General features: G+C 66.1%; 21 protein-coding genes and 2 pseudogenes. 8 read left to right on the top strand and 15 right to left on the bottom strand.

What is annotated here, in order from left to right; genetic code table 11:
* Positions 1–283: 283 nt before the first annotated feature.
* The 4 genes from ACFTWF_RS43985 to ACFTWF_RS43970 form a co-directional block, all read right to left on the bottom strand.
* Complete coding sequence (locus ACFTWF_RS43985; protein WP_378467344.1) at positions 284–673, bottom strand: DUF5313 family protein; 390 nt, start codon at positions 671–673, stop codon at positions 284–286.
* 50 nt (positions 674–723) lie between these two features.
* Complete coding sequence (locus ACFTWF_RS43980; RefSeq protein WP_378467343.1) at positions 724–1,485, bottom strand: MerR family transcriptional regulator; 762 nt, start codon at positions 1,483–1,485, stop codon at positions 724–726.
* A gap of 39 nt (positions 1,486–1,524) precedes the next feature.
* Positions 1,525–3,378, bottom strand: coding sequence for an AMP-dependent synthetase/ligase (locus ACFTWF_RS43975; RefSeq protein ID WP_378467342.1), 1,854 nt, complete (start codon positions 3,376–3,378; stop codon positions 1,525–1,527).
* Between the two features lie 332 nt (positions 3,379–3,710).
* Positions 3,711–5,012 carry an MFS transporter gene (locus tag ACFTWF_RS43970; RefSeq protein WP_378467341.1) on the bottom strand — a complete coding sequence of 434 codons (1,302 nt, stop codon included), beginning with the start codon at positions 5,010–5,012 and terminating at the stop codon, positions 3,711–3,713.
* 71 nt (positions 5,013–5,083) lie between these two features.
* On the opposite strand from ACFTWF_RS43970, the gene ACFTWF_RS43965 reads away from it, so the two are divergent.
* Complete coding sequence (locus tag ACFTWF_RS43965; RefSeq protein ID WP_378467340.1) at positions 5,084–6,067, top strand: GlxA family transcriptional regulator; 984 nt, start codon at positions 5,084–5,086, stop codon at positions 6,065–6,067.
* An 8-nt stretch (positions 6,068–6,075) separates the two neighbouring features.
* Here the strand turns inward: ACFTWF_RS43965 and ACFTWF_RS43960 are convergent, their stop codons facing one another.
* Genes ACFTWF_RS43960 through ACFTWF_RS43945 form a run of 4 tightly spaced genes read right to left on the bottom strand, consistent with a single transcriptional unit; the run spans position 6,076 to position 11,834 of the window.
* On the bottom strand, positions 6,076–7,779 hold the full coding sequence (locus tag ACFTWF_RS43960) for a SulP family inorganic anion transporter (RefSeq protein ID WP_378467339.1): 1,704 nt from the start codon (positions 7,777–7,779) through the stop codon (positions 6,076–6,078).
* A complete protein-coding gene (locus ACFTWF_RS43955; protein WP_378467338.1) occupies positions 7,763–10,543 on the bottom strand; it encodes a cation-translocating P-type ATPase in 2,781 nt (926 codons plus the stop codon). Before ACFTWF_RS43955 ends, ACFTWF_RS43960 begins: the two co-directional genes overlap by 17 nt.
* 28 nt (positions 10,544–10,571) lie before the next feature.
* A complete protein-coding gene (ppk2, locus tag ACFTWF_RS43950) occupies positions 10,572–11,411 on the bottom strand; it encodes a polyphosphate kinase 2 (RefSeq protein ID WP_378467337.1) in 840 nt (279 codons plus the stop codon).
* A 24-nt stretch (positions 11,412–11,435) separates the two neighbouring features.
* The gene (locus tag ACFTWF_RS43945; protein ID WP_378467336.1) at positions 11,436–11,834 is read right to left on the bottom strand and encodes a hypothetical protein; all 399 of its coding nucleotides are present in this window, start codon (positions 11,832–11,834) and stop codon (positions 11,436–11,438) included.
* Between the two features lie 214 nt (positions 11,835–12,048).
* Here ACFTWF_RS43945 and ACFTWF_RS43940 point away from each other — a divergent pair, with 214 nt between their 5' ends.
* From ACFTWF_RS43940 to ACFTWF_RS43925, 4 genes are all read left to right on the top strand, one after another.
* On the top strand, positions 12,049–12,264 hold the full coding sequence (locus ACFTWF_RS43940; RefSeq protein WP_378467335.1) for a three-helix bundle dimerization domain-containing protein: 216 nt from the start codon (positions 12,049–12,051) through the stop codon (positions 12,262–12,264).
* Positions 12,265–12,355: 91 nt separating this feature from the next.
* A complete protein-coding gene (locus ACFTWF_RS43935; protein WP_378467334.1) occupies positions 12,356–12,805 on the top strand; it encodes a DUF6325 family protein in 450 nt (149 codons plus the stop codon).
* A gap of 36 nt (positions 12,806–12,841) precedes the next feature.
* Complete coding sequence (locus tag ACFTWF_RS43930) at positions 12,842–13,129, top strand: SHOCT domain-containing protein (RefSeq protein WP_378467333.1); 288 nt, start codon at positions 12,842–12,844, stop codon at positions 13,127–13,129.
* Positions 13,130–13,158: 29 nt separating this feature from the next.
* Positions 13,159–13,536, top strand: coding sequence for a PLDc N-terminal domain-containing protein (locus ACFTWF_RS43925; RefSeq protein WP_378467332.1), 378 nt, complete (start codon positions 13,159–13,161; stop codon positions 13,534–13,536).
* Here the strand turns inward: ACFTWF_RS43925 and ACFTWF_RS43920 are convergent.
* Complete coding sequence (locus ACFTWF_RS43920) at positions 13,514–14,956, bottom strand: hypothetical protein (RefSeq protein WP_378467331.1); 1,443 nt, start codon at positions 14,954–14,956, stop codon at positions 13,514–13,516. The two genes, ACFTWF_RS43925 and ACFTWF_RS43920, sit on opposite strands and share 23 nt — an antisense overlap.
* Positions 14,957–14,962: 6 nt before the next feature.
* The gene (locus ACFTWF_RS43915; protein WP_378467330.1) at positions 14,963–15,361 is read right to left on the bottom strand and encodes a hypothetical protein; all 399 of its coding nucleotides are present in this window, start codon (positions 15,359–15,361) and stop codon (positions 14,963–14,965) included.
* A 171-nt stretch (positions 15,362–15,532) separates the two neighbouring features.
* Here ACFTWF_RS43915 and ACFTWF_RS43910 point away from each other — a divergent pair, with 171 nt between their 5' ends.
* Entirely contained in the window at positions 15,533–17,245 is a 1,713-nt protein-coding gene (locus tag ACFTWF_RS43910) for an alpha/beta hydrolase (RefSeq protein ID WP_378467329.1), read from the top strand.
* 12 nt (positions 17,246–17,257) lie between these two features.
* On the opposite strand, the pseudogene ACFTWF_RS43905 reads toward ACFTWF_RS43910, so the two are convergent.
* A pseudogene (locus tag ACFTWF_RS43905) lies at positions 17,258–17,527 on the bottom strand (alpha/beta fold hydrolase); the annotation flags it as partial.
* 463 nt (positions 17,528–17,990) lie between these two features.
* Between ACFTWF_RS43905 and ACFTWF_RS43900 the strand changes: the two are divergent.
* The gene (locus ACFTWF_RS43900; RefSeq protein ID WP_378467328.1) at positions 17,991–18,155 is read left to right on the top strand and encodes a hypothetical protein; all 165 of its coding nucleotides are present in this window, start codon (positions 17,991–17,993) and stop codon (positions 18,153–18,155) included.
* Between the two features lie 336 nt (positions 18,156–18,491).
* Here the strand turns inward: ACFTWF_RS43900 and ACFTWF_RS43895 are convergent, their stop codons facing one another.
* A complete protein-coding gene (locus ACFTWF_RS43895) occupies positions 18,492–19,781 on the bottom strand; it encodes an MFS transporter (RefSeq protein ID WP_378467327.1) in 1,290 nt (429 codons plus the stop codon).
* A gap of 561 nt (positions 19,782–20,342) precedes the next feature.
* On the opposite strand from ACFTWF_RS43895, the gene ACFTWF_RS43890 reads away from it, so the two are divergent.
* Positions 20,343–21,509 (top strand): mandelate racemase/muconate lactonizing enzyme family protein, encoded by a 1,167-nt coding sequence (locus tag ACFTWF_RS43890; protein ID WP_378467326.1) that lies wholly within the window; start codon positions 20,343–20,345, stop codon positions 21,507–21,509.
* Positions 21,510–21,727: 218 nt separating this feature from the next.
* Here the strand turns inward: ACFTWF_RS43890 and ACFTWF_RS43885 are convergent, their stop codons facing one another.
* The 3 genes and pseudogenes from ACFTWF_RS43885 to ACFTWF_RS43875 form a co-directional block, all read right to left on the bottom strand.
* Positions 21,728–22,912 (bottom strand): helix-turn-helix domain-containing protein, encoded by a 1,185-nt coding sequence (locus ACFTWF_RS43885; RefSeq protein WP_378467325.1) that lies wholly within the window; start codon positions 22,910–22,912, stop codon positions 21,728–21,730.
* Positions 22,913–23,073: 161 nt separating this feature from the next.
* Positions 23,074–23,239: pseudogene (locus ACFTWF_RS43880) on the bottom strand (Lrp/AsnC ligand binding domain-containing protein); the annotation flags it as partial.
* Between the two features lie 232 nt (positions 23,240–23,471).
* Positions 23,472–24,176 (bottom strand): fumarylacetoacetate hydrolase family protein, encoded by a 705-nt coding sequence (locus tag ACFTWF_RS43875; protein ID WP_378467324.1) that lies wholly within the window; start codon positions 24,174–24,176, stop codon positions 23,472–23,474.
* Between the last annotated feature and the right edge of the window lie 325 nt (positions 24,177–24,501).

Here is a 24,501-nt window from a genome sequence, read left to right as displayed (position 1 = left end):
TTCTCGACCGCGGCTTCACCGCTCGGGTGCTGCGCCTGGGCCTGACGATTACGCAGGTCGGCGAGCTTTCCCGCCGTCGTGTGAATATCGGGCGTGACCGCCGAATCTGTGACTGTCATCTATGACTGCTCTTCCCGTCGAGGCTGTCGGAACCTGCGCTGAACCTGTGGGTGCGCGGTTCGTGGGTTTACCCACCGGACGTCGCCACTTTAACGCATTACTTATCGATCGCTCACGTGCGCTGCGTCACTCCGGGCACGTCGTGTGGTGCGTCACGCTGCGACTACTCCTCTTCGGTGCGGCCGTGGCGGCGCTCGTAATCCTCGCGAGTGCGGTCGGCGCGGCGCTGCGCCTTCTCGCCGACGAGGTTCGGATCCAGGCCGTGGCTGAGCAGTCGGTGCCGACGGTAGATGTTCATCAGAGCGACCGCAAAGTAGAGCAGGGGGAGCAGCAGGAGAGCCATCATCGCCAGCGGAATCCAGATCGGACCGGGGATGAGGAGGAACAACGCCAGCACCGCGACCACCGGCAGCATGAACCGGAGGACGTACCGCATGGAGGCGCCGGGGCCGACGAGGTCGTTGCGGACCCAGTCCTGCATCGAATCCGGCAGCGTCCGCCCGAACAGATACCCGACGTACTGGCTGGGGCTGGGACGCTGCGAATCGGACATGGGTTTCAGGATAGTGCCGACAATCGGAGCGAACGTGCACCCCGGTCCCGCTACTGCCGCTCCGCGTTCGCGACGATGACGTCCCGGACGTATTGCGCCAGACCGGGGGCGACGTCGTCGTAGTGCCGGCGGAAGCGGTCGTCGACGAGGTACATCTCGGCGAGATTCACCTGCATCGCGTGATCGCAGTCGTAGAACCGTTCGATGCCGGCGCGATGTTCCTCGGCGAGAGCGTTGGCGCGCTCGGATCCGGGTTCGACGCCGTCGGCCATCGCCTGCGCGAGTGAGGCCTCGAAAGCGTCCCCCTCGGCCTTGATTCGCTTCCAGTCCTCCTTGTTCATCTTCGCGGTGCGCCGCTGCGACTGCTTCCACGCGTCGGTGTCGCCCCAGCGTTCCTCGGCCTCGGCGGCGTATTCCTCGCCCGGCCAGTTGTCGCCGAAGATCTCGTTCTGCTCTTCGGGGGTGAGCTGAATGCCCATGGTTCTCGCCTCCATCATCTTCTCCACGGCGGCAGCCATCTCGTGTAAGCGATCGATCCGTTCGCTCAGCAACGCGTGCTGTCGCCGAAGATGCGCGAGAGCATCGACGTCCGGGTCGTCGAGGAGGGCTGCGATCTCCTCGAGGGGGAACCCCAGTTCGCGGTACGTCAGCACGCGGTGCAGACGTTCCACGTCGGCATCCGAATAGCTGCGGTACCCACCTGGTGTGCGGTCGGACGGCGTCACCAGGCCGATTTCGTCGTAGTGGTGCAGGGTGCGCACACTCACTCCGACCAGCCCGGCGACGACGCCCACCGTGTGTTTCTCGCTCACGTCCTCTACCGTGCAGCCTTACGTCGCGTGAGGGTCAACTCAGGTGTAGAGGTTCTCGAGTTCGTCGGAGAAGTTGGTCATCACGACCTTGCGCTTGAGTTTCATGCTCGGGGTGATCTCGCCGTTCTCGACCGTGAGTTCCCGTTCGAGGATGCGGAACTTCTTGATCTGCTCCCACCGGTTCAGACCGGAGTTGAGTTCCTCGACGTAGCCGCCGATGAGGTTGCGGGTCTCCTGCGCGTTCGCGATCTCGGCGAGCGACTTGCCGCCCAGGTCGTGTTGTTTCGCCCATTCACCGATGGATTCGGCATCGAGGGAGATGAGAGCGACGCAGTACGACTTGCCTTCGCCGTCGACGATGATCTCGCCGACGTACGGGCAGATGCCCTTGAACGTGGCGGCCAGTGCGGACGGCGCGACGTATTTGCCGTTGGACGTCTTGAACATGTCCTTCTTGCGGTCGGTGATCCGCAGGTAGCCCTTGTCGTCGATCTCGCCGATGTCGCCGGTGTGGAACCAGCCGTCGTCGGTGAGCGCTTCGGAGGTGGCGTCGGGATTCTCGTGGTACCCGCTCATGACACCCGGGCCCTTGATGAGGATTTCGCCGTCGTCGGCGATCTGCGACTCGGTGCCGGGGATGGGCCAGCCGACGCTGCCGAACTGGTATGCCGACGGGCGGTTGACGAACGACGCGGCACTGGTCTCGGACAATCCGTAACCCTCGAGCACGACGATGCCGACGGCGTCGAACCATTGCGCGACATCACGATTGAGGGCGGCGGAGCCGGAGATGAAGAACTTCAGGCGCCCCCCGAAACGCTCGCGAATCGTGCTGTACACCAACCGGTCCGCGACGGCGTGCTGGACCGAGTCGAGCAGCGACGGGCTCTTACCTGACTGTTTGGCCTTCGATACCCGCAGCCCCACCCCGATGGCCCAGTCGAAGATCTTCTCCTTCGGTCCGCCCTCCTCCCGCACGGTGGACAGGATGCGCGCGTACGCCTTCTCAAAGATGCGGGGGGCAGCACCCATGAACGTGGGTTTGACCACCGCGAGGTTCTCGACGATCTTGTCGACGCGACCGTCGACCGCCGTCGCGAAACCGATCTGCAGCGGCAGCGTGAGCAGGACCTTCCCGAACACGTGCGACAGCGGAAGCCACAGGTATTGCAGGTCGTCGGCGTCGAGGATGCCGGTGGCGTCGATCGCGGCGGCCTCGTACGTCCACGCGGAGTGCGACAGTCGCACGCCCTTGGGCTTGCCGGTCGTGCCGGACGTGTAGATCAGGGTGGCGAGGTCGTCCGGGTCGATCGCCTCGATCCGGTCGTGCACGGCGTCGGGTGTCTCGGCGAGCAGTTCTTCGCCGAGGTCGTGCAGCTGCTGGAACGTGATCACCCAGTCGTCGCCGTCTGCGGGGGCGCCGTCGACGAGGACGACCTTCTCCACGTCGCCGAGTTCGCCGCGGTTCTCCCGGAGCTTGGCCAGTTGCTTCTCGTCCTCGGCGAAGACGACGCGACTGCCGGAGTTGGCGACGATGTAGGCGACGTCGGAGGCCGTGCTGGTGGGATACACGGTGGTGGTGGCCGCACCGGCGCACATCACCGCCAGATCGGCGAGCACCCACTCGTAGCGGGTGGCGGACGCCAGCGCCACGCGTTGCTCGGCCTGCACCCCGAGGACGATGAGACCGGCCGCGAGGTTGCGCACCCGGTCGCCCGCCTCGGACCAGGTGACGCTGACCCACTTGTTCGGGTCTTGCGCGTCGACGTACCGGAATGCTTCGCGATTGGGGGAGTGCGCCACCCGATCCACGAACAATGCGGCCACCGACGGAGCCCGATTCTCGATCTTGGAACGGTCAATGACCTCGTCCGACGCGCGCTGAGCTGCCATGTATCGATCTTAGGAAGCGGTGCGGCTCGCGGGAGCGGTTTCGGCGACGCCGAGACGCGCGAAGCACCGTCCCCGGAACAGGCCTACCGTCGGTAGAGGGGGCGTTGCCGGGGTGAATTTCGGTTCTCCCGGCATCGGGCAGGGCAGCAACACGAGGTGAGAACGATGTCGCAGAACATGATGGACATGATGCAGATGTTCATGGCGTGGATGCACAGCATGGGCTGGTCCATGCCGATGTGGATGCCGATGCCGATGATGTGAGGTCGACGCCGACGACCTGAGGGCGTCCGGAGATCCCGGCGCGGGGGATGCCTGTGCCGTCTCGAAGCTCACGTAGCCGCGGGGGCGCGGTTCGCGACGATGGCCAGGGACATGACGGCGGCGATCGCGCACAGCCCGCCCGCGACGTAGAACGCGGCGTCGTAGCCGCCGAACTGGTCTCGGACGAGTCCGGCGAGGAATGCCACCAGGCCGGCCCCGATCTGATGCGACGCCAGTACCCAGCCGAACACGATGGGGGCGTCGCCGCCGAAGTACTTGCGGCACAGCGCGACCGTCGGGGGCACGGTGGCCACCCAGTCGAGTCCGTAGAAGATGATGAACGCGATCATCGGCGGATGCACGGTGTTCGCGAACAGGATCGGCAGGAAGATCAGGGATATCCCGCGCAGCAGGTAGTAGATGCCGAGGAGTTTGCGTGAATCGAACCGGTCGGTGAACCACCCGGACGCGATGGTCCCGACGACGTCGAAGATACCGATCACCGCGAGCAGGCTCGCCGCCGCCGTCACCGGCATGCCGTGGTCGTGCGCGGCGGGAACGAAGTGGGTGCCGACGAGCCCGTTGGTGCTGGCCCCGCAGATCGCGAACGTGCCGGCCAGCAACCAGAACACCCGGGTCCGTGCCGCCGAGAGCAGGACCGCGACGGCCCGGCCTGCGGCGCCGCCACGGCCGGTCGGTGCGGCTGTTTCCGCCACGTAGTCGGGGCCGGCACCGTACGGGACCGTTCCGACGTCGGACGGCCGGTTGCGCAGGAACACCAGGACCAGCGGCACGACCGCGAGGGCCGCGAACGATACGGTCAGTGCCACCGTCTGCCAGTCGTAGTGCTCGGCGACCATCGCGAGGATCGGCAGGAACACCAACTGCCCGGCGGCGCTGCCCGCGGTGAGGATGCCGGTGACGAGGCCGCGGCGCGCGACGAACCAGCGGTCGACGACGGTGGCCACGAAGGCGAGCGCCATCGAGCCGGTGCCGAGCCCGACGAGCACGCCCCACAGCAGCACCAGTTGCCAGGTGGCCGTCATGAAGACCGTCAGTCCACTGCCGGCCGACACGAGGACCAGTGCCGCCGTGACCACCCGCCGCATGCCGAAGCGTTCCATCAGTGCCGCGGCGAACGGCGAGGTCAACCCGTACAGCACCAAGTTGATCGACACGGCCGACGAAATGCTCGCCCGAGACCAGCCGAAGTCCTCGTGCAGGGGGTCGATCAGGATCGAGGGCGCCGCCCGGAAGCTGGCGGCCCCGACGAGGGCGAGGAACGCGACGGCCGCGACGAGCCACGCGTAGTGCAGACGGGGTGGGGCCGCCTGGGCGGAGGGCGCCGGGGGCGCGATGTCGGACGTCACGTCGGTAAGTCTGCGGGACGGCATCCCGTCGGAACAGTTGCCGGAATGACAATATGTGAAAGGATCTGGCCATGGTGGAACGTCATCGCGTGGTCGTCCTCGCGCTGGACGGGGTGATTCCGTTCGAGCTCGGCATCCCGTCGCGCGTGTTCGGCCGCGCCCACGACGCCGACGGGCACATGCTCTACGACGCGCTGACGTGCACCGCCGACGGCGGGCCGGTGCGTACGGACGCCGACTTCTCGGTGGCGGTCGACCACGGTCCCGAAATCCTGGCCACCGCCGACACCGTGGTGATCCCGGCGTCGTACGAACTGGGCCCGGCCTACGACGAGGGCCGGCTGTCCCCGAACCTGGAGGTCGCGCTCGCCTTCGTCCGGCCCGGCACCCGGTACGTCTCCATCTGCACCGGCTCCTACGTCCTCGCCGCGGCCGGGCTCCTCGACGGGCTGCGCGCCACCACCCACTGGCGCAACACCGCGCACTTCCAGCGCACGTATCCGCAGGTGCGAGTCGACCCCGACGTGCTGTTCGTCGACGAGGGGCACATCCTCACCTCGGCCGGCGTCGCCGCCGGTCTCGACCTCTGCCTGCACATCGTCCGGCGCGATCACGGGTCGGACGTCGCCAACCGGGTCGCGCGGCGGTGCGTCGTCCCGCCGTGGCGCGACGGTGGGCAGGCCCAGTACATCGAGCGGCCGATCCCCGAGACCACGTCGGAGTCGACCGCGGCGACCCGGGACTGGGCGTTGCAGCGCCTCGGCGAACCGCTGTCGCTGAACCGGATGGCGGGGCACGCGAACATGAGCGTGCGGACGTTCACCCGGCGCTTCGGTGAGGAGGTGGGCACCACCCCCAACCGCTGGCTGATCACCCGTCGCGTCGACCGCGCCCGGCAACTGCTCGAGACGACGGACCTGTCCGTCGACGCCGTCGCCCGTGAGGTCGGGTTCGGAACCGGCACCTCCCTGCGGCAGCACATGGGCGCGGTGCTGGGCGTCCCCCCGTCGGCGTATCGCAGGACGTTCCGGGGCCACGCGGTGCGGGCGGTCTGAGCCGACGTTCAGTCGCCGGGATGGTCGGCCCGGCTGCGGAATGCGTCCACGGCGGAGTCGATGGTCGGGTAGAAGTGCGTCGAGTCGAACCGGTCGCCCACCCCGAACCGGATGAGCCGGTCCTTGATCGGACCCTTCATCTCCGCGAACGCCAACCGGATCCCGTTGCCTTCGAGATAGGTGTCGAGGTCGACGAGTTCGTCGACGGCGGTGGTGTCGAGTCCGGTGATCGGTTCGGCGGCGACGATCACCCACTCGACCGGGTCGGGCGCCGCCGCCACCACCGAACGCACGTATTCGTCGAAGATCTCGCCGTTCGCGAAGAACAGGGGAGCGTCGAAGCGCACCAGCACCAGTCCGGGGATGCGGTCCCCGCCCGGGTGACGTTCGACGTCGTGGAAACCGGGGCGATCGGTGGTCCGGACGAGTTCGGTGCGGTAGGGCTGCCAGGCCTGCGCGACGACCGCGACGAAGGACAGCCCGATCGCAACGAGGATGCCCTGCAGCACCCCCACCAGGGCGACGCCCAGAAACGCGGCTGCGGCGAGACCGAATTCGACTGAGCTCATCCGCCACATCCGGACCATCCCGTCGACATCGACCAGCGCGGTGGCCGCGACGATCACGACGGCCCCCAGGGTCGCGTCGGGCAGGTAGGCGGTGACACCGGGGGCGACGAGAACGAACACCAGCACGGCGAGTGCTCCGACGACACCCGCGAGTTGGGTGCGGGCGCCGGCCTGCTCGGCGACCGGGGTCCGAGAGCCACTCGCCGAGATCGGGAAGCCGCCGAACAGTCCGCCCGCGATGTTGGCGACGCCGATGGCCTTCATCTCGGTGCTGCCGTTCACGTTCTCCCCGTGCCGGGCCGCGAACGTGCGGGAGAGAACACCGGTGTCGGCGAACGCGATCAGGGCGATGCCGGCGGCGGGTCCGATCAGCTGTGCCACGTTGTTCCAGTCGACGCCGCCGAACGACGGCAACGGCAGCCCCTTGGGTAGTGCGCCGACCATGCCGATGTCGTCGTCGAGACCGGCCGCCGCGGACAGGATGATGGCCCCGACGACGGCGACGAGGACGCCGGGGATCTTCGGCAGCCACAGACGGAACGCCACGATGACGGCGAGGGATCCGAGACCGACGGCCGCGGCGAGAACGTCGATGTCACCGGCGAACACGGACCGCACGATGCCGCGGATCTCCCCGATCAGCCCGGACGCGTCGACGGAGAAGCCGAGCAGTTTCGGGAGCTGGCCCACCACCACGATCAGGGCGATCGCGTTGAGGTACCCCAGGCGGATGGGCTTCGACAGCAGTTCGGTGACGAACCCGAGATGCAGGAATCCGCCGATCACGAGGATCGCGCCCATCAGCACGCCCAGGATGCCGGCGAGGGCGAGCGCGCTCTCCGGATCGTCGACGACGGCCAGCGGCAGCACGGCCGCGGCGATCAGCGGAGCCAGCGACGAATCCGGTCCGAGGACCAGGATTTTCGACGGACCCACGACGGCGTAGGCGAGCAGCGGCACGATGGTGGCGTAGAGGCCGGCGTAGGCGGGCAACCCCGCAGCTTCCGCGTAGCCCATCCCGGCGGGGATGAGCAGGGCGGTCAGGACGAGTCCGGCGGTGATGTCGGGCCGCAGCCACTCGCGCCGGTACGACCGGGCTGTCGCGATGCCCGGCAACTGCGCGAGGCTACCGATCCAGGGCATGGTTCGCGTCCCGGCGTGCGCGGTGCGGGTCGACCGCGGCGGTCGCGGTGATCGGTGTGCTCGGTTGCGTGTGCCGCCGCCGGCGGATCGCCTTCTCCGCCTCCACCACGACCGGAATGATCAGCGACCAGCCGAGGCAGGCGAGCCACTGGGCGCCCGTCAGCGACGTGGTCATCAGGAGGTCCTGGAGGAAGCCGATCTCGACCGCGAAGACGGTGACGACGACGGGGACGGACAGGATCTTCAGCGCGGTGAGGATCGGTGCGGTGAGCCCGGATTCGGGATCGCGCCGCATGACGAGTCCCGCGAGGACGGAACCGAGCGACAGCACCACGAACGCCGTGGTCATGGGGACGCTCGCCTCGGTCGTGCTCAGGTCGCCCGGCGCGAGGAGCATCGCGGCGAGTGTGACGGCGAACTGCAGGACGCCGTACGCCAGCCATTGGATGAACGCTCCCCGGTTGGCGATGGGCAGCCGCGGGTCGCGCGGGGGCTTGTTCATCAGGTCCGGCGGCGGCGGGTCGAGCATGATGACGGCGACCGGGAACAGCGTGATGAAGAAGTGCTGGAACAGCACCATCAGCGGGGTGAGCGCGACCCCGTCGTTGATGTCGAAGATGCTCGCGACGAGGAACAGCAGAACCAGCGAGAACAGTTTCGACATCTGATACCGGATGTACGACACGATCTTCTCGTAGATGCTGCGGCCCAATCGGATCGCGGTGATCAGGGTGCCGAAATTGTCGTCGGTGAGGATCATCTTGCCGGCCTGTTTGGTGACCTCGCTGCCCGATCCCATCGCGACACCGATGTCGGCCTTCTTCAACGCCGCCGCGTCGTTGACGGCGTCCCCGGTCATCGCCACGACCGCGCCGCTCTTCTGCATGATGTCGGCGAGCCGGAGCTTGTCCTGCGGGGTGACGCGGCCGAACACGTGCAGGCGGGGCAGGGCCGCCGCCAGGTCGTCGTCGGTCATCGCCTGGAGTTCCGGCCCGCCGATCGCGCCCGGTCCGAGACCGAGTTCGGCACCGATCGCGGATGCCGTGATCGCGTGGTCGCCGGTGATCATGCGGACGTCGATGCCTGCCGCGTGGGCGGTGCGCACGGCGTCGATCGCTTCCGGGCGGAGCGGATCGATGATGCCGACCATCCCGACGAACGTGAGGTCCTCCACGAACGACATGGGGTCGGCCACCACGGCGTCCTCCTGCCCGTCGAGTCGGCGCGCGGCGAATGCCAGTACGCGCAGACCCTTCTCGGACAGTGTCCGGTTCGCTTCGGTGAGTTCGTCCCGAACCTCGTCGAGCGGCACCGCCTGCCGGCCCGGGCGGAAGGCGCTCCCGCATCGGGCGAGGACCACGTCGGGTCCGCCCTTGACGAGTTCCACGAACTGGGTGCCGCCGTCGACCTGGAGGTGGTGGAACGTCGCCATGAACTTGTAGGCGGAGTCGAACGGCACCTCCGCTACCCGGGGATACTGTCGCCGGGTGAGCGGGGCGTCGACACCGACCTTGGCCGCGAGCACGACCAGCGCGGCCTCGGTCGGATCGCCGACGACCTCCCCCGTGTCGGAGACGGTGGCATCACTGTCGAGGCACAGTCCGTACGCGAGCAGGGTGAAATCGGGGACGGCCTCGCCCGCGGCCTGGGTGATCCGCCCCGTCTTGCTGTACCCCTCGCCGTCGACTGTGTACCACCGGCCGTGGAAGTACAGCGACCGCACCGTCATCTGGTTCATCGTCAGCGTGCCGGTCTTGTCCGAGTTGATCGCGCTGGTGGCGCCGAGGGTCTCGACGTCGGTGAGGTTCTTCACGACGGCCTTCGCCTCGGCCAGCTGGCGGGCCCCGAAAGCCAGCATCGCCTGCACGAACGTCGGCAGTCCGGTCGGGATGGCCGACACGCCCATCGAGATGCCCAGCAGCAGGAGCGTCGTGACGCTGTCCCCGCGCAGCAGACCGATGATCACGATGATCGCAACCGCCGTCCACGCGATGATCCCGAGAACCTTGGTGAGCGAATTCAATTCGCGCTGAAGCGGAGACTTGCTCGGCGCGACGGCCGAGAGCATCGACGCGATCTCGCCCATCTGCGTGTTCATGCCGGTTTCCGTGACCACCATGGTGGCGGTGCCGCGGGTGACCGACGTGTTCTGGAAGACCATGTTGCTGCGGTCGCCGAGCGGGACGTCGGCGGCGTCGAGGGTCCGGGGGTCCTTCGGGACGGGGGCACTCTCACCTGTCAGCGCCGCCTCCTGGGTCTCGAGGGTCGCCGACGTGAGCAGTCGGCCGTCCGCGGGAACCACGTCGCCGGCTTCGAGGTGCACGATGTCGCCGGGCACGAGGTCGGTCGCGGCGAACTGGACCAGCGCCCCGTCCCGGGTCGCCCGGACCTGCGGAGTCTGCATCTTCGCGAGCGCGTCGACGCTGGCGCGTGCCTTCAGTTCCTGTTGCGTCCCCATCACGACGTTGAGCACGACGAGGGCCGCGACGATGATGGCCGTCGGGACCTCGCCGATGACGATGCTGACGACCGCCACCGCGACCAGCATCAGGTTCATCAGATCCTTCAGCTGCTGCAGCGCGAGCGTCCACGTCGACGGCGCCGGCTCGGACGCGATCTCGTTGGGACCGTACCGTCGGCGCCGGTCGTCGGCCTCGTGGGCCGTCAGACCGGACGTCCGATCGGAGAACGCGGCGGCCACGACGGCGTCGGCGTCCTGGGCATACCAGGCGCCGCGCGCCTGCGCGGGTTCCGTGGAGACCATGACCGCTCGTCCTTTCGGGCTCGAATCCTCAGTAGGGGGTCGGAATCCAGTGCAGCGGTTGCCGCGGCGCCTCGTAGCCGTGCGGACCCCGTCGCTCGGGCAGCGTGATGTCGGGGGGGTCCAGAGGTTCGTAGGGAATCTGGCTCAGCAGGTGACTGATGACGTTGAGCCGGCCGCGTTTCTTGTCGTCGTTGACCGCGACGTACCACGGCGCCCAGCCGGTGTCGGTGAAGTGGAACATTTCGTCCCGCGCCCGCGAGTATTCGTACCAGTGGCTGTACGACTTCAGGTCCAGCTCCGACAGTTTCCAGATCTTCCGTGGGTCGTCGATCCGGCTCTGCAGGCGCAGGGTCTGCTGTTCCTGGCTCACCTCGAGCCAGTACTTGAGCAGGATGACACCCGAGTCGACGATCGCACGCTCGACCGTCGGCACGAGTTGGAGGAAATACTGCGCTTCCTCTTCGGTGCAGAAGCCCATCACCCGTTCGACGCCCGCGCGGTTGTACCAACTGCGGTCGAAGATCACGACCTCCCCGCCGGACGGCAGATGGGGCAGGTACCGCTGCACGTACATCTGCGACTTCTCGCGATCGGTCGGCGCGGGCAGGGCGACGACCCGGAACACGCGGGGACTGACGCGCTCGGTGATCGCCTTGATCACACCGCCCTTCCCGGCGGTGTCACGGCCCTCGAACACGATGCAGATGCGCGCACCCGACGCTTTCACCCACTCCTGCAGCGCGACGAGTTCGCCGTGGAGCGGACGGAGCAGGCGGCGGTACTCCTTGTTCTTCATCGGTGGGGCGGGCTGGTCGGCGCCGGGCGACGGCAGGTCGAGCCCTGCCGTCCCGTGCTTCTTCTTTCCCATGGTCTCTTCCGGTCGGCCGGGGGATCAGACCCGATCCGGCTTCCAGGTCGACACGGCCCAGATGACCACGATGTCGAGCGCGATGATGAGTAGCGACCACCACGGGTAATAGGGCAGCCACAGGAAATTGGCGAGGATGGAGACGGCCGCGATCACGATTGCCGAGACCCGCGCCCACCCGGCTCCGGTGAACAGTGCGAGACCGATCCCGAGAACCAGAACGCCCAGCACGATGTGGATCCAGCCCCAGGTGGTCAGGTCCAGTTTGTAGACGTACTCGATACCGACCACGAACATTTCGTTCTCGGCGACCGCGGCGATGCCTTGGAAGATCTGGATGATGCCCACCGTCACGAGGATGAGAGCCGCCCCGATCGACGTACCAGCCGCGACGCCTTGGTTGACCGACGATGTCTCGGACATGACCGTCCCTTTCCCTACCGCGGGCCGGGCGGCCCGGTACTCTTCATTGTCCGCCGAACCACCGCTGCGAGGTCGCGAAACAGGGTTTCCGGCCAGACGGGAATACTGGATTCATTCCAGGCTCAGGTGCATTCGCGCACCGGGGCCGAAGCCCGTTGCTCGAGTGGCCGTTTCGTGTCTTGACGGTCGATCACGGCGGGATGACGATGGATTGATGACCGGGGACGACGAGTTGCTCCGGGTCGAACAGGTTATCGAGCGGCTGATTGTCCGGTACCCGTCCGCCTCACCCGTAGACATAGAACACATCGTGCGCACTGTTCACAAACGTCTGGCAGAGAGCAGGGTTCGCGACTTCATCCCGCTCCTCGTCGAGAGGGCAGCCGGCCGCGCCCTCGCCGCCCGCGCGACCCCCGAATCGATCGGGTGACTTTCTGCTCTAGCGCCGACGCGCTGCCCGGTGGATACTTGCCGCAGGCCTGTGCGGCCGCCGCTGCTGTCTTCAGAAGAGAGGTCTTGCAGTGAACGACACCGATTTCGACGAACTCGGGCCCATCGACTATCTGGTCGTGGAGTTCCCGGCCGATCGGAAACCCGACGGATCGGCATTACCGCTTCTGATCGATCTGGTCGAACGAAACATCATCCGCGTGCTCGATCTGGTCTTCGTCCGGAAGGAATCCGACGGGTCGCTGGTCGGGATTGCCGTCGAGGACCTCGGCTTCGAGGGCGGCGTGGACGTGACGCTGTTCGCCGAGGCGGCGACGGGCCTGATCGACCGTACCGACCTCGAGGAAGCCGCGGCTGTGCTCGAGCCCGGGTGTTCCGGGGCGATTCTCGTCTACGAGAATTGTTGGGCCGCACCGTTCGCCTCCGCGCTGCGGCGCGAGGGCGCCCAACTCGTGGCCTCCGGACGCATCCCCGTCCAGGGCATTCTGGCGGCGCTCGACGCGCTCGACGCCTCCAGCTGACAGGCCGTCGCCCATTCGAGAGTTGAGGAGCACATCATGCCAGGACTCCTGCGCGGCATCGCCCGGACCGCGGTCGTGGCGGGCACCGCCACCGCCGTCTCCAACCGGGTGTCGCGACGACAAGGGCAGCGGTGGTCGGCGAACCAACCTGCCCCCCAACAGCAGCAGGCTCCGCCGCCTCCGCCGCCGCCTGCACAGGCCGCCCCGCCGTCCGGTGGCACGGATCGCATTGCGGCCCTGAAACAACTCGGTGAACTCCGCGATCAGGGAGTCCTGACCGAGCAGGAGTTCGCCAACGAGAAGGCCAGAATCCTGGCTTCCTGACCGCAACACCGAGTGAACGGAGCGCGACAATGGAAGGTTTCTGGGAGTTCTTCTGGTTCATCTTCGTCTGTTTCGCCTTCGTGGCGTACCTGACGGTGCTGTTCTCGATCATTACCGACCTGTTCCGCGACCGCGAGACGTCGGGCTGGGTAAAGGCGATCTGGATCTTCTTCCTGTTCTTCGTGCCCTTCCTGACGGCCCTGATCTACCTCATCGTCAAGAGCGACGGCATGGCGAAGCGCTCGATGGCCGCCGCCCAGCAGGTCAAGCACGCGCAGGACACCTACATTCGCGACGTCGCCGGGCAGTCGCCGGCTCAGCAGATCGCGGATGCCAAGGCGCTGCTCGATTCCGGGACGATCACGGACGCCGAGTTCCAGGCGATCAAGGCGAAGACGCTGGCCTAGCGTCCGTCGGCCCAGCGTCCGTCGGTGTGGTTTCGGTCGGTGTGGTGTCCGCCGTCGCGGCGGACGTGCGGGCTGGACGGATGAGCAGTTCGAGTGCCGCGAGTGCCACCACGGCGATGAGCACGATCCACAACACGACCATCCCGGTGGGGTAACGCCAGAACACCAGCAGCAGTGCGGCGACGCCGATGATGGCGCATCGCAGGGGAACTCGGAGCTGGTTCGCCCACCGTTCCACCTCGTTCGGCGGTCGGCCGCTCCCTGACCGCCGGGCGAAGTCCAGTGCCTGCCCGTAGCCGCGACGTACCGCCTTCGCCGAGGACGAGCCGCCGACGAGGTAGGCGCCGATCGCGATCACCAGGCCGAGTACGGCCACCGCGCGCAGACTCGTGCGCAGCGGCACCAGCACGGTGTCGATGACCGCCGTGGCCGCGTCGGGCGACAGGATGTCCGTCGGCACGCTGTCGAGGTAGATCGCGCGTCCTATGAGGATTCCGATCGCGAGGACGAGCATTCCCAGTGCGATGGCCAGTCCGGCGAGGGCGAGGGCACGGAGCCGGCGGCCGGTGGGTGCGACGGCGACAGCGGCGGCGGCGCAAGCGATTCCCAGCCACGGCAGGATCGCCGAGGCCTTGTCGAGTGCGGCGACGGCCCGCTGCGCCTTCACCAGTTCGGGCGACTGGAACAGCACGAATTGCTTGTCCACGGCGGGGATCTTGTCTGCGAACGCGAAACCGCGTTCGGTCAGTGCGGCCTTCACCTTGTCGATGATGGTGCCGAGGGAGATGCTGACGGTGCCGCTCTGGTCGACTTGGACGGAGCTGAGGCCGTAGTTCCCCGTCATCACCGCGACGAGCGCGTCGTGCGCAGACCGGTTGGCCTGGATCCACAGGTCCTCGAACTGCTGGGACCGGACGAGTGAGCTGACCGTGTCGTGGACGAAGTTCTTTGCCTGGCTGGTGATCACCGGTGCGAGACCGACGACGGCCTGGTCCAGGCGGGGGGCGTTCGTGGACAGGTTCGAGACGTCGGTCAGTGCGGTCAGCGCGTTTGCCGTGAGCCCCTCGATGTCGACCCGGGTGAAGATTTCGTCGGTGATCTGGTTCGTGATCTCCGCCTGGATGGCCGGATTCTCACCCAGGGGAGCCACGGTGCTCACGTAGCGGTCGGTGTCGAGGATCTGGCTCCGGGTGAAGCGGGCGGTGACCGAGGCGATCGAGAGCACCGCGACCAGTACGAGCAGGATCGTCACCGCGACCCAGCGCAGTCCGTGCCGCGGGGGGTGGGAAACCGGTTCGGCGGGAACGCCGGCCGCCGCGCCCGCGGCCTGTGAGCGCAGCGTCGCGACCTCGCCGCGCAGCCGGAGAAGCTCTGCGCGTTCGTCTTTGTCGAGCGGGTCGGTGTTCTTACCCTCGGTCATCGTCGCTCAGATCTCGGCGGGATTCCAGGTTGCTACCGCCCAGATCACGACGGCGTTCAGCGCGATGATCGTGATCGCCCACAGCGGGTAGTGGGGCAACCACAGGAAGTTGACGAAGATCGACAGCGCGCACAGCACCATGGCTGCGACCCGCGCCCACGTCGCCCCGGTGAACAGTGCCGCACCGACGGCCGCGACGATCACACCGAGCACGAGATGGACCCATCCCCAGGCAGTGACGTCGAATTTATACGTGTACTCGATGCCCACGACGATCACGTCGTCCTTGGCTATCGCGGAGATCCCCTGGAGGAACTCGAGCACACCGACGGTGACGAGCAGAACCGCCCCGCCCATCGAAGTTCCCTTTGCCACACCTTGCTTGACCAGCGATTCGTCGGACATGACCGATCCTCTTTCGTCAGAATACGAAATGAACTGGCGTAATGAATTATCCCCCCACGGGGTCGCCGTTGTCAGGTAGATGCGGGGACGCACCTGCATTGACCTCGCTCTACGTGGCAGCGGAAGATGAAACCCCCGAGTCCGCCCGCCGCGGAGAGGACGAGACGAGCCATGACAACCGACGTGATCCACGGCGCGCCCGAGAAAACGAGTATTGACCGGCCACCGTGGTACCGGCGCCGGCTGCCCGACCGGTACGCGTTCGGCGGACTGGTGATCGCCGTGCTGTTCGTGTGGCTGTCGCTGACACCGACGCTTCTGCCCCGCGGTCCCTTCTTCCAGGGTCTCGTCACGGGCGTATCGGCGGCCGTCGGCTACGGTCTCGGGTTTCTGGGCTCCAAGTTCGTTCGCTATCTGGTGCAGCGGGAGGCGCCGGCCCACGCGAAGGTCGTGGTTCGCCGGGTGGCGATGGTGATCGGACTTGTCGGAACCGCCGCGATGCTGGTGTGGTTCGGGAATTGGCAGTCTCAACTGCGGGAGATCATGAGCGCCGCACCGTTCCCGTGGACGGGATACCTGGTCACGGTGATCGTGGCGGTGCTGGTTTTCGTTCTATTCGTCGCGATCGCCCGGGTGCTGCTGCGGGCGGTGCGGTGGGTCGAACGCAAGGTCAGCCGGGTCATACCGCGGCGCGTGTCCGCAACGGTGATCGGCGTAGTGGTGGTGGCACTGCTGGTCGCTCTCGTCAACGGTGCGGTGGTACGCGTGATCATGACGGGACTGAACAATTCGTTCGCTGCCGTCAATCAGGAGACGAAGGCCGGCGACGAGCCGCCGACGTCGACGCTGCGGTCGGGCGGACCGGAGTCGCTGGTCACGTGGGATTCGTTGGGACGGCAGGGCCGCTCCTTTATCTCACGCGCCCCCACCGTCGACGAGTTGTCCGCGTTCAACGGGGGACGGCCGGCGCTGGAGCCGATCCGGACCTACGCCGGGCTCGCCAGCGGCGGCGATTCGATCCGTGAGAACGCCCAGGTGGCCGCGGACGAACTCGAACGCGCCGGCGGTTTCGATCGTGCGGTGGTGGGCGTGGCGACCACCACCGGCACCGGGTGGATCAACGAGAGTCTCACCTCCTCGCTGGAATACATGTACAACGGCGACACTGCGATGGTCGGGTTGCAGTACTCCTACCTGCCGAGCTGGCTGTCCTTCCTCGTGGACAAGGAGCGGGCCCACCAGGCCGGGGAGGCGTTGTTCGACGCGGTGTACGACAAGTGGAAGGTTCTGCCACCGGAGACCCGTCCGAAGCTCGTCGTGATGGGTGAGAGCCTCGGCTCCTTCGGGGGCGAAAGCGCATTCGGCAACGTCGACGACGTCGAGGCCCGCACCGACGGCGTCCTGTTCACCGGACCGCCCAACGCCAACGAGATCTGGACCGACGTCACCACGAACCGCGATCCGGGTTCGCCCGAATGGCTTCCCATCTATGAGGAGGGCGAGACGGTGCGTTTCGGTGCGCGGGCGCCGGAGGACCTGCCGCGCCCCGACGCCCCGTGGGGGACGCCGCGAATGGTGTATCTGCAACACCCGTCGGACCCGATCGTCTGGTGGTCGCCGGAGTTGCTGCTGAACAAGCCGGACTGGCTGCGGGAGGATCGCGGATACGACGTCCTCGACAGCACGCAGTGGTTCCCGTTCGTGACGTTCCTGCAGGTTGCGGCCGACATGGCGGTCTCGACGGGGGTCCCCGACGGGCACGGGCATTCTTACGTCGTCGACATCGCCGATGCGTGGAGCGCGATCCTGCCGCCCCCCGGCTGGACGCCGGCGGACAACGACCGCCTCAGGACCGTCCTAGCCGAGATGGGCGCGGACGGCTGACCCCTGCCCGGCTCAGGCTCCGGGGTCGCTGAGGAACCCGGCGACCACCGGCGCGAGTCCGGATGCGTCGGTGACGATGTCGAGGTGCCCGCCGGGGTGGAGGTGCAACGTCGCGTGTGGCATGAGTGCGTTCATGATGCGCGCGTTGAGGACGGGAATGATCGGGTCGTCGGTGCCCGCCAGGACGAGCGTGGGCTGCCGGATGAGCGGCAGGACGGGAAGGCTCGTCCACAGGGCGCCCGCGAGGAGTTGGTGGAGATAGCCGACCCGGGAACCGGCTTGCCGCGGCTTCCCGCGCCGTCGGCGGTGAGGATCTCCGCGAGGATGCTCGGCGCCGGCGCAGCGTGACGTAACCGTGTGCGACGGTGCCTCCGAAAGGGCCCATCCGCGGCGCGATCCGGATCGGTGTGAACCCACTGGTAGTCACCGGTCACCTCCGCGAACAGGTTTACCTGGTCTTGCATGACCTTGTAGGCGCCGGTGGTGCCGATGGTCCGGCCGACGAACTCCACGAGTTCGGCGGGACGGGTGATATGCAGGGTCATGGGGTTCTTCTGTCGGTGACGAACGGCGGAATATCCGTGGACTCGCTGGATGGTCCCGGCAGATCGTCACGGCGACCGGTGGGCCGGACACACGTTGGGTACGTCCCCCAGGTCTGACGCCGCAGGAGTTGTGGGAGCGCGGACGCGGGGTGTGGAAGTTGTGTGCGGATCAAGTTGCTGCCTCGTCGATCGTCCTCATCGTGTTCGACAAGACTGTTGTGCTGGTGGCATCGGTCACCGGACTGACCCTGCACCGCGGCGGTCTGGCCATTTTCGGTGAGCCGCTCACTGATCACCCTCTCATCGGCAAGCCAGATCCGCTGCATACCCCGAATCCCCTTGCAAATGGGCGTCATCAAGGGTGACGTCGAACGTGGTGGGAGGGAGTCGGAGCACCGCACCCGTTTCTCACCGTGGCAACCCTCTCCCGATCCAATCCCACTGCTCCGCAAGGCGTCCTAGTGACGATGCCGTCAGGTCGACGGGGTGGACGGGGTCGGTCGGCTCACTCCTCGGCTGCATCGCCCGAGCGTTTCGCGGTGGGAGCCACACCACGCCAACACGTATGTGAGAAACGCGCATATCCGGGAGAGAACCGACCATGAGTAGTCGAAGTCAGGACGCCCTCTCGGGGGCAACGACTGTCGGAGTTCGTCTCCGTGCGGCTGGAGGTGTTCCGTCGCGCCCCCGACGGGTTTAGGTCAGCGGATTGTGGACTTACTCGTCTCCGGTGCCCACAAGACGGAGGCGATGAACCCGATCAGGGCGAACGCGGAGAGAACGAGAAGTGCGGCATTGATTCCGAGGCTAGCGATGAGAGCGGGGAACGCGTATGTGGTGGCGGCGGCCCCAATTCGGCTCATGGCGGCGGAGAAGCCGACGCCGGAGGTACGCAGTCGGGTGGGGAACATCTCCGACGGGTAGACGAATTCGAGGTTGCAGGCGCCCGCGGCGATGAAGAGGTAGGCACCGATGATCGCGGCCAGAATGATCAGGGGCGCGTGGGGGAACAGCCCTAACGCGAACAGGAGCGCGAAGATGACTCCGAAGGTCCAGATCGCGAGCGGTCGCCGTCGGCTCGCACCGACGACCCAGATAAACACGATCACACCGGCCAACTGCAGCATGTTCATGATGAAGTCGCGTTGGAATCCGGACGGCAGGCCCAGCCCATCGAGCACCGGGGTGATGAACGTGAAGATCGCGAACAATGGCGCGACCTGACAGGCCCAGAACACGCCGGCGTAAGTCGACATCCGCCAGAATTTCTTGTCGAACAGTTCGGTCCACCGATCGGACTTCGTGGCCACCTCGACCGGAGGCAAGGTGGTGCCGGTGGGGAAGTATTTGTCGACGATCTCCTGTGCTTCGGTGTCCCGCCCCTGTGTCTGAAGCCACCGGGGAGATTCTGGGAGCCAGATCCTGGCGACCGCGATGACAACGGCGGGGATCGCGCTGCTGGCCAGGACCAGGCGCCAGTTCGCATCCGCCCATGCGAGACCGACGAAGTTCGCGGCGACGAAGCCCAGGAACCAGGTCGCCTGCAGGGTCGCCAGCAAGGCACCTCGTGTGCGGGCGGGCACGAATTCCGACAACAGAGCTGCCCCGACCGCATATTCGACGCCGATGGCGACACCGAGCAGGACGCGGTATGCCGTCAGATCCCACATGTTCAACGCGAAGAGCTGCAGGATCGACAAGACGATGAAGGCGACCAGGTTCCATTGGAACACCACCTTCCGGCCCAGTCGGTCCGCCACCCGACCGAAGGTCAACCCGCCGATGAAGATACCGATCAGGGCGCTGGCTCCGACGAGCCCCTGGCTCAGTGGCGAGATGTGCATCTCGTCGCTCGCGGCGTGGATGGCCCCGCCGATCAGGCCGAGGATGTAGCCATCGAGGACGGTTCCGCCCAGTGTGCAGAACGCCGCCAACGTGTGGAGATGATTCCACTTCGCGTCATCCATGGATCTAGTTTGTGCGGTCTTCATCGGTGTCAAACCCGAACTCTCCGTTCTTGGTGATGTGGACAAAGTTGTCTCCTCCCACGCCAGCAAACCTGCTGGTCCGTTGGGTGCCGATGGCTTCGCTCAGTGACAAAAGTATGAGCGCCGTCACAGGAGGCCGTCACGCGACGACGTCTCAAACCTGGACGCAACTTTTGCGACAAATTCTCAAAACGGAGTGCAAATCAGGTCTAGGAGTCTGATGAATCCAGGGAACCGGCGGCCTGAGAACCACGCAGACGACACCCGCGGTGACGGCCTCGACGGGGAGATGGCCTGTTCAACCTGGGGCCATCTGTCGGTCAAAATTCTCCCCAGTTGCACTGCTGTCCAGGATATTCGGTGCGTTCGGTGCGCCACGTCCTGGTCACCGCCCTCGTGGCGGGGATGTAGCGGGCCGTGGAACCCGCCGCGTCGCGCACGCCGTTCGGGTGCCTTTCGACAAGATCTCAAAATAGTCGTTGAACTCTTCGGCAACGTACTGATGCACTCACGGGGTGACGCCGGGCATCGTTGAGGCTCCAGTCACATCCGGAGGAGCAAACAATGAAGATCACCGAGATCAAGACCACACCGATCAACATCCCCCTCGAATTGGGCTACGTGTGGTCGGTAGGTGTGAATCAAGGTTTCTCGAAAACAATCATCGAGGTGTTCACCGACGACGGATTCGTCGGCCTCGGCGAAGCCCAATCGTATGAGCACGCGAAGCTGATCGACGAGGTCATCGCGCCTCGTCTGATCGGAGTGGACCCGTTCGACCTCGCCGCCGCCGAGCGGCTGTGTCTGCCGGAGTGGCAGTCGGCACGCAACATCGACGACGACAGCCTCACTCGTGCCTTTGGTGGCGTCGAGATCGCTCTCTGGGACATCAAGGCCAAGGCGCTAGGCGTACCCTTGGCGCATCTGCTGGGCGGTGCCGTGCGCACCGAGGTGCAGTTCTCCGAGTACTTCGCCTACCGCGAGAACGGTGAGAACAGCATTCAGGACGTCGTCGACTACTGCCTGCGCAAGCGGGAAGAACATGGGTCGACCGTCTTCGAGGGCAAGGTCGGGTTCCAGGATGCCCTCACCGATATTCGCCTGGTCACCGCGCTGCGTGAAGCGCTCGGCGAGGAGGCAACCATCCGCCTCGACGCCAACTACGGTTGGTCGCTGCTCACCGCTCGCCGACTTGTCAAAGAGCTCGAGCCCCTGAACATCAGCAACATCGAAGACCCCGTCCTCGGCTACGAAAACATGGCCCAGCTGCGTCAGCACACGACGATCCCCTTCTCGACTCACGAGGTGAACCTGCCGCACGCGGTCGAGGTCGGCGGCCCCGATACGTTCGTGGCGAACATCGCCGTGTTGGGCGGGATCGGTGGCACGTTGCGCTTTGTGCACGCCGTCGACGTCATGGGGAAGGATTTCTGGTTCTACAGCGGTGATTCGGGCATCATGACTGCGGCGTACATTCACCTCACCGCCGCGTTGCCGTCGATCCGTAACCCCCACCAGTCGCTTCTTCGTTGGCAGACAATGGATGTCATCGAGGGCGGCGGTTTTCGGCCCCACAACAACGTCATCGCCCTACCCCAAGGCCCCGGGCTCGGTGTTCGGATCGATCCCGACCGTCTCGCCGAGTGCCATCAGCACTTCCTCGAGCATGGCCCCTGCGAGTCGATTTCGGCGCGCGACAACGGTCAGTACCACCGGCTGCCTCGCTACTGAGTTGCACCACGAGAACTCTGCCGGCGTGCTGCAGCTGAGGTGAACAGAAGCTCCGGTTGCGGTGTGGCGTGGTCGACGCCCTCCTCCGCACCGGGGCTTCTCGCCATCGCTTCGGCCCTTCGGCCAGGATGGTTTCAGGGGTTGCCCTCACCGAGAATGGAATTCGGCTCTCCACCCGTCGATATCGCCTTCGAGTGTTGGGCGGGAGAACACAATCGTCAGTCGGGGTTGGGCCCGGCGAGTCGACGTAGCTTCAACCATAGATGCAGTTCCAGGCGTGTGCGACCGTCGGACAGGGAGACACCGAGGAGATCTTCCACTCGGCTGAGCCGGTAATAGACCGAGGAGCGGTGGATGTGCATCTCATCTGCCACGGCCAGGGCGTCGCCGCCGTGGTCGAGGAACAGTTCCAGGGTCGTCGCGAACTCGCCGGAGACCTGGGTGTCGAGCCTTCTCAGCAGAGCACTGGCCCAGGACGGCGGCAGGCCGGCAGGTGCCATCGACGACAGGAGACCGAAGACGCCCAGGTTGTCGTATTCGGCGGGCGAAGAGACGACGCCGGCGCGGACGGCGCGGGCTCCCGCCCGCGCCTGCTGGAACGACACCGCCAGCTCGACCGGGTCGGAGACGACGCCGCCGACCGCGACTACCTGCGACCGCGGCAGCCCTTTGAGGGACAGGTGCTCGATCAGCGAGTGCCATGCCGATCCGGCCGCCTTCGCTTCTCGACCGGCGATGATCGCCAGCGCGCCGTCCTCGGTGGGAGCGGTGAGGATCGGGCCGTCTGTGACCAGTCGGGCCGCTCGTCGGACACCGGTGACCAGCTCTCGATCTTGGCTCCGAGTCGTTCTTTCCGACGGCAGGACCAGCATCGCGGTGAGCGCAAACCCCGCAGGAAGATGTCCAAGCAACCGAAGCTCCGTCACGGCGACGGCTGCTGAACCCGGGTCGGACCCGACAAGATCATGCAGGTGGGGCTCGATTTCGGTGGCCTGGCGATCGGCGTCGGCCCAGTCTCGACGGAGCAGCTCGGACAGTTGTGGGGCGGCGCTGTGCAAGATGGTCAGCTCGTCGTCGCGAACGGGGACGGTGTCGATCAGGAAGAGCAGCCCGACCAGCTCGCCGTTGTACCGCAGGGGCACACACAACCGTGACTCGAACCCCATCTCCGGCCGTCCCGGCACCCGTCTCGGCTCTCGCCAGCTGGTGATGCCTAAGCTGCGCAGATAAGACACCACCTCCGGCGGATTCGACCGGGCAATGAGACCGGCGATTCGCATCGGATCCTCGTCACCGTAGTGACGGCTCGACACCAAGAGCCTGCAGTCGGCGTCGTCGATCACCACCGACCGCTGCAACTCCTCGGCCAGCTCGTCGACCAGATTCTGCAGTTGTGGCGGCACACAAGAATCTTAAGGTAATCGAGAATGTCGGTTTGGAGCGTCACCGGAAACGTGGTGACCGGATCGTCTTTCACCAACAAACCAGGGCTGACTGCGAGTAATCTCGAATTGGCCTCCCACCTCAGCCCGCACAGGTGGACCGTGTTGAAATTGTCAGTCACGTAATCGACCATCTCGCGCATGACCAAGGCCGTGGTGGTGGGCTCGACTCCTTGAATCCCCAAGACGCCCCTCGCTGCCCTGTACAGGCCATCGGCGTCCCGAATGGCGACGTGGACGAGCAGATGCGACACCGCCGAGACCGAGCACCTCGAGGACGCCGGGAATCTCGGGAATCACTACCTAACCACGCGGCCATCACGGTCCCGTGCCGAAGACCCAGTGGAACAACCCGAATACAGTCGTCGGACGATCAGCCACACCCAACGCCCAACCAAGGTGCGTGGCTGAACCCGCAACCGGATCATTCGCTGATCGGTGGATTGACGATTCACGCGCGATAGGTGCAGACGCGAGCCCGGCAACCGCCGGGCGGGTCACCTCACGATGCTGTCAGCCGTCACTTCTCGGGTTGCGGCCCCACGGTGAGCTCGAATTCTGCGAGCCCGTCGACGCCTCCGCGAACACGATCTCCGGGAGCCAAAGGACCGACTCCGGAGGGGGTTCCGGTGTAAATCAGGTCTCCTGGTGCCAACGCAACGGCGCGCGAGATATATGCGATTATCTCGGACGTCGACCAGATCATGTCGATGAGGTCACTCTCCTGTCTCATTTCACCGTTCGTTTCGAGCCAGATGCGTCCGGACTTCAGTTGTCCGGTTTCTGTCAGGGATCGAAGTGCGGTGCAGGCAGCGGAAGAGTCGAACCCTTTGGCCATGTCCCAGGGGTGGCGATTCTCTTTCGCGTGAGCTTGAAGGTCACGGCGTGTCAAATCGAGTCCGACGCCGTATCCCCAGATGAGCTCTGCCGCCGAGGCGGGATCGATGTTCACTCCGCCTTGCTTCAATGCGATGACCATCTCTACTTCATGATGCAGGTCGGCAGTAAGCGTCGGGTAGGGCAGAGTCCCGACCGCTGCCACGATGGCGTCGGCAGGCTTGGTGAAGATCATCGGCGACTCGCGGTCTGGATCGGCGCCCATCTCCCGCGCGTGTGCGGCGTAGTTACGTCCTACACAGAAAATGCGGCGGACTGGAAACCGCTCGTCGGTCGACGCAACTGGGAGCGACGGGATAGGGGGCGGGGCAATGACGTAGTCGGGCATCAGTTCTCCTTTGGGGCAGCAGGTTTCACTACACCGCTCGAGCCTGCGAGCGGCGCACGGTTGAAACAGAAACCGCGCTGCGGTCGTGTCCTGAGGGTGCGAATGGAGCGGCGTAAGCGGAAGTGTGCGCTTGCGGCGCGCGCCAAGCTCGGTGAATTCCGAACAACTAGAACCCGGGATTGATCGGGAATATCAACTCCCGCATGGTCACAAGACTGGCACCGTACCTTAGCCTCGATCCGTGGAGAGGTGATTTCGGCGGGATTGGTGGTGGTTTCGGTTTCTTCGGGGTGTCGGTGTGTGTGCGTGGTCCGCTGACCGGTGT

Source organism: Rhodococcus sp. NPDC056960, from assembly GCF_042674125.1.
Lineage (GTDB): Bacteria > Actinomycetota > Actinomycetes > Mycobacteriales > Mycobacteriaceae > Rhodococcus_F.
This window is presented reverse-complemented; position numbering and strand designations above follow the sequence as displayed.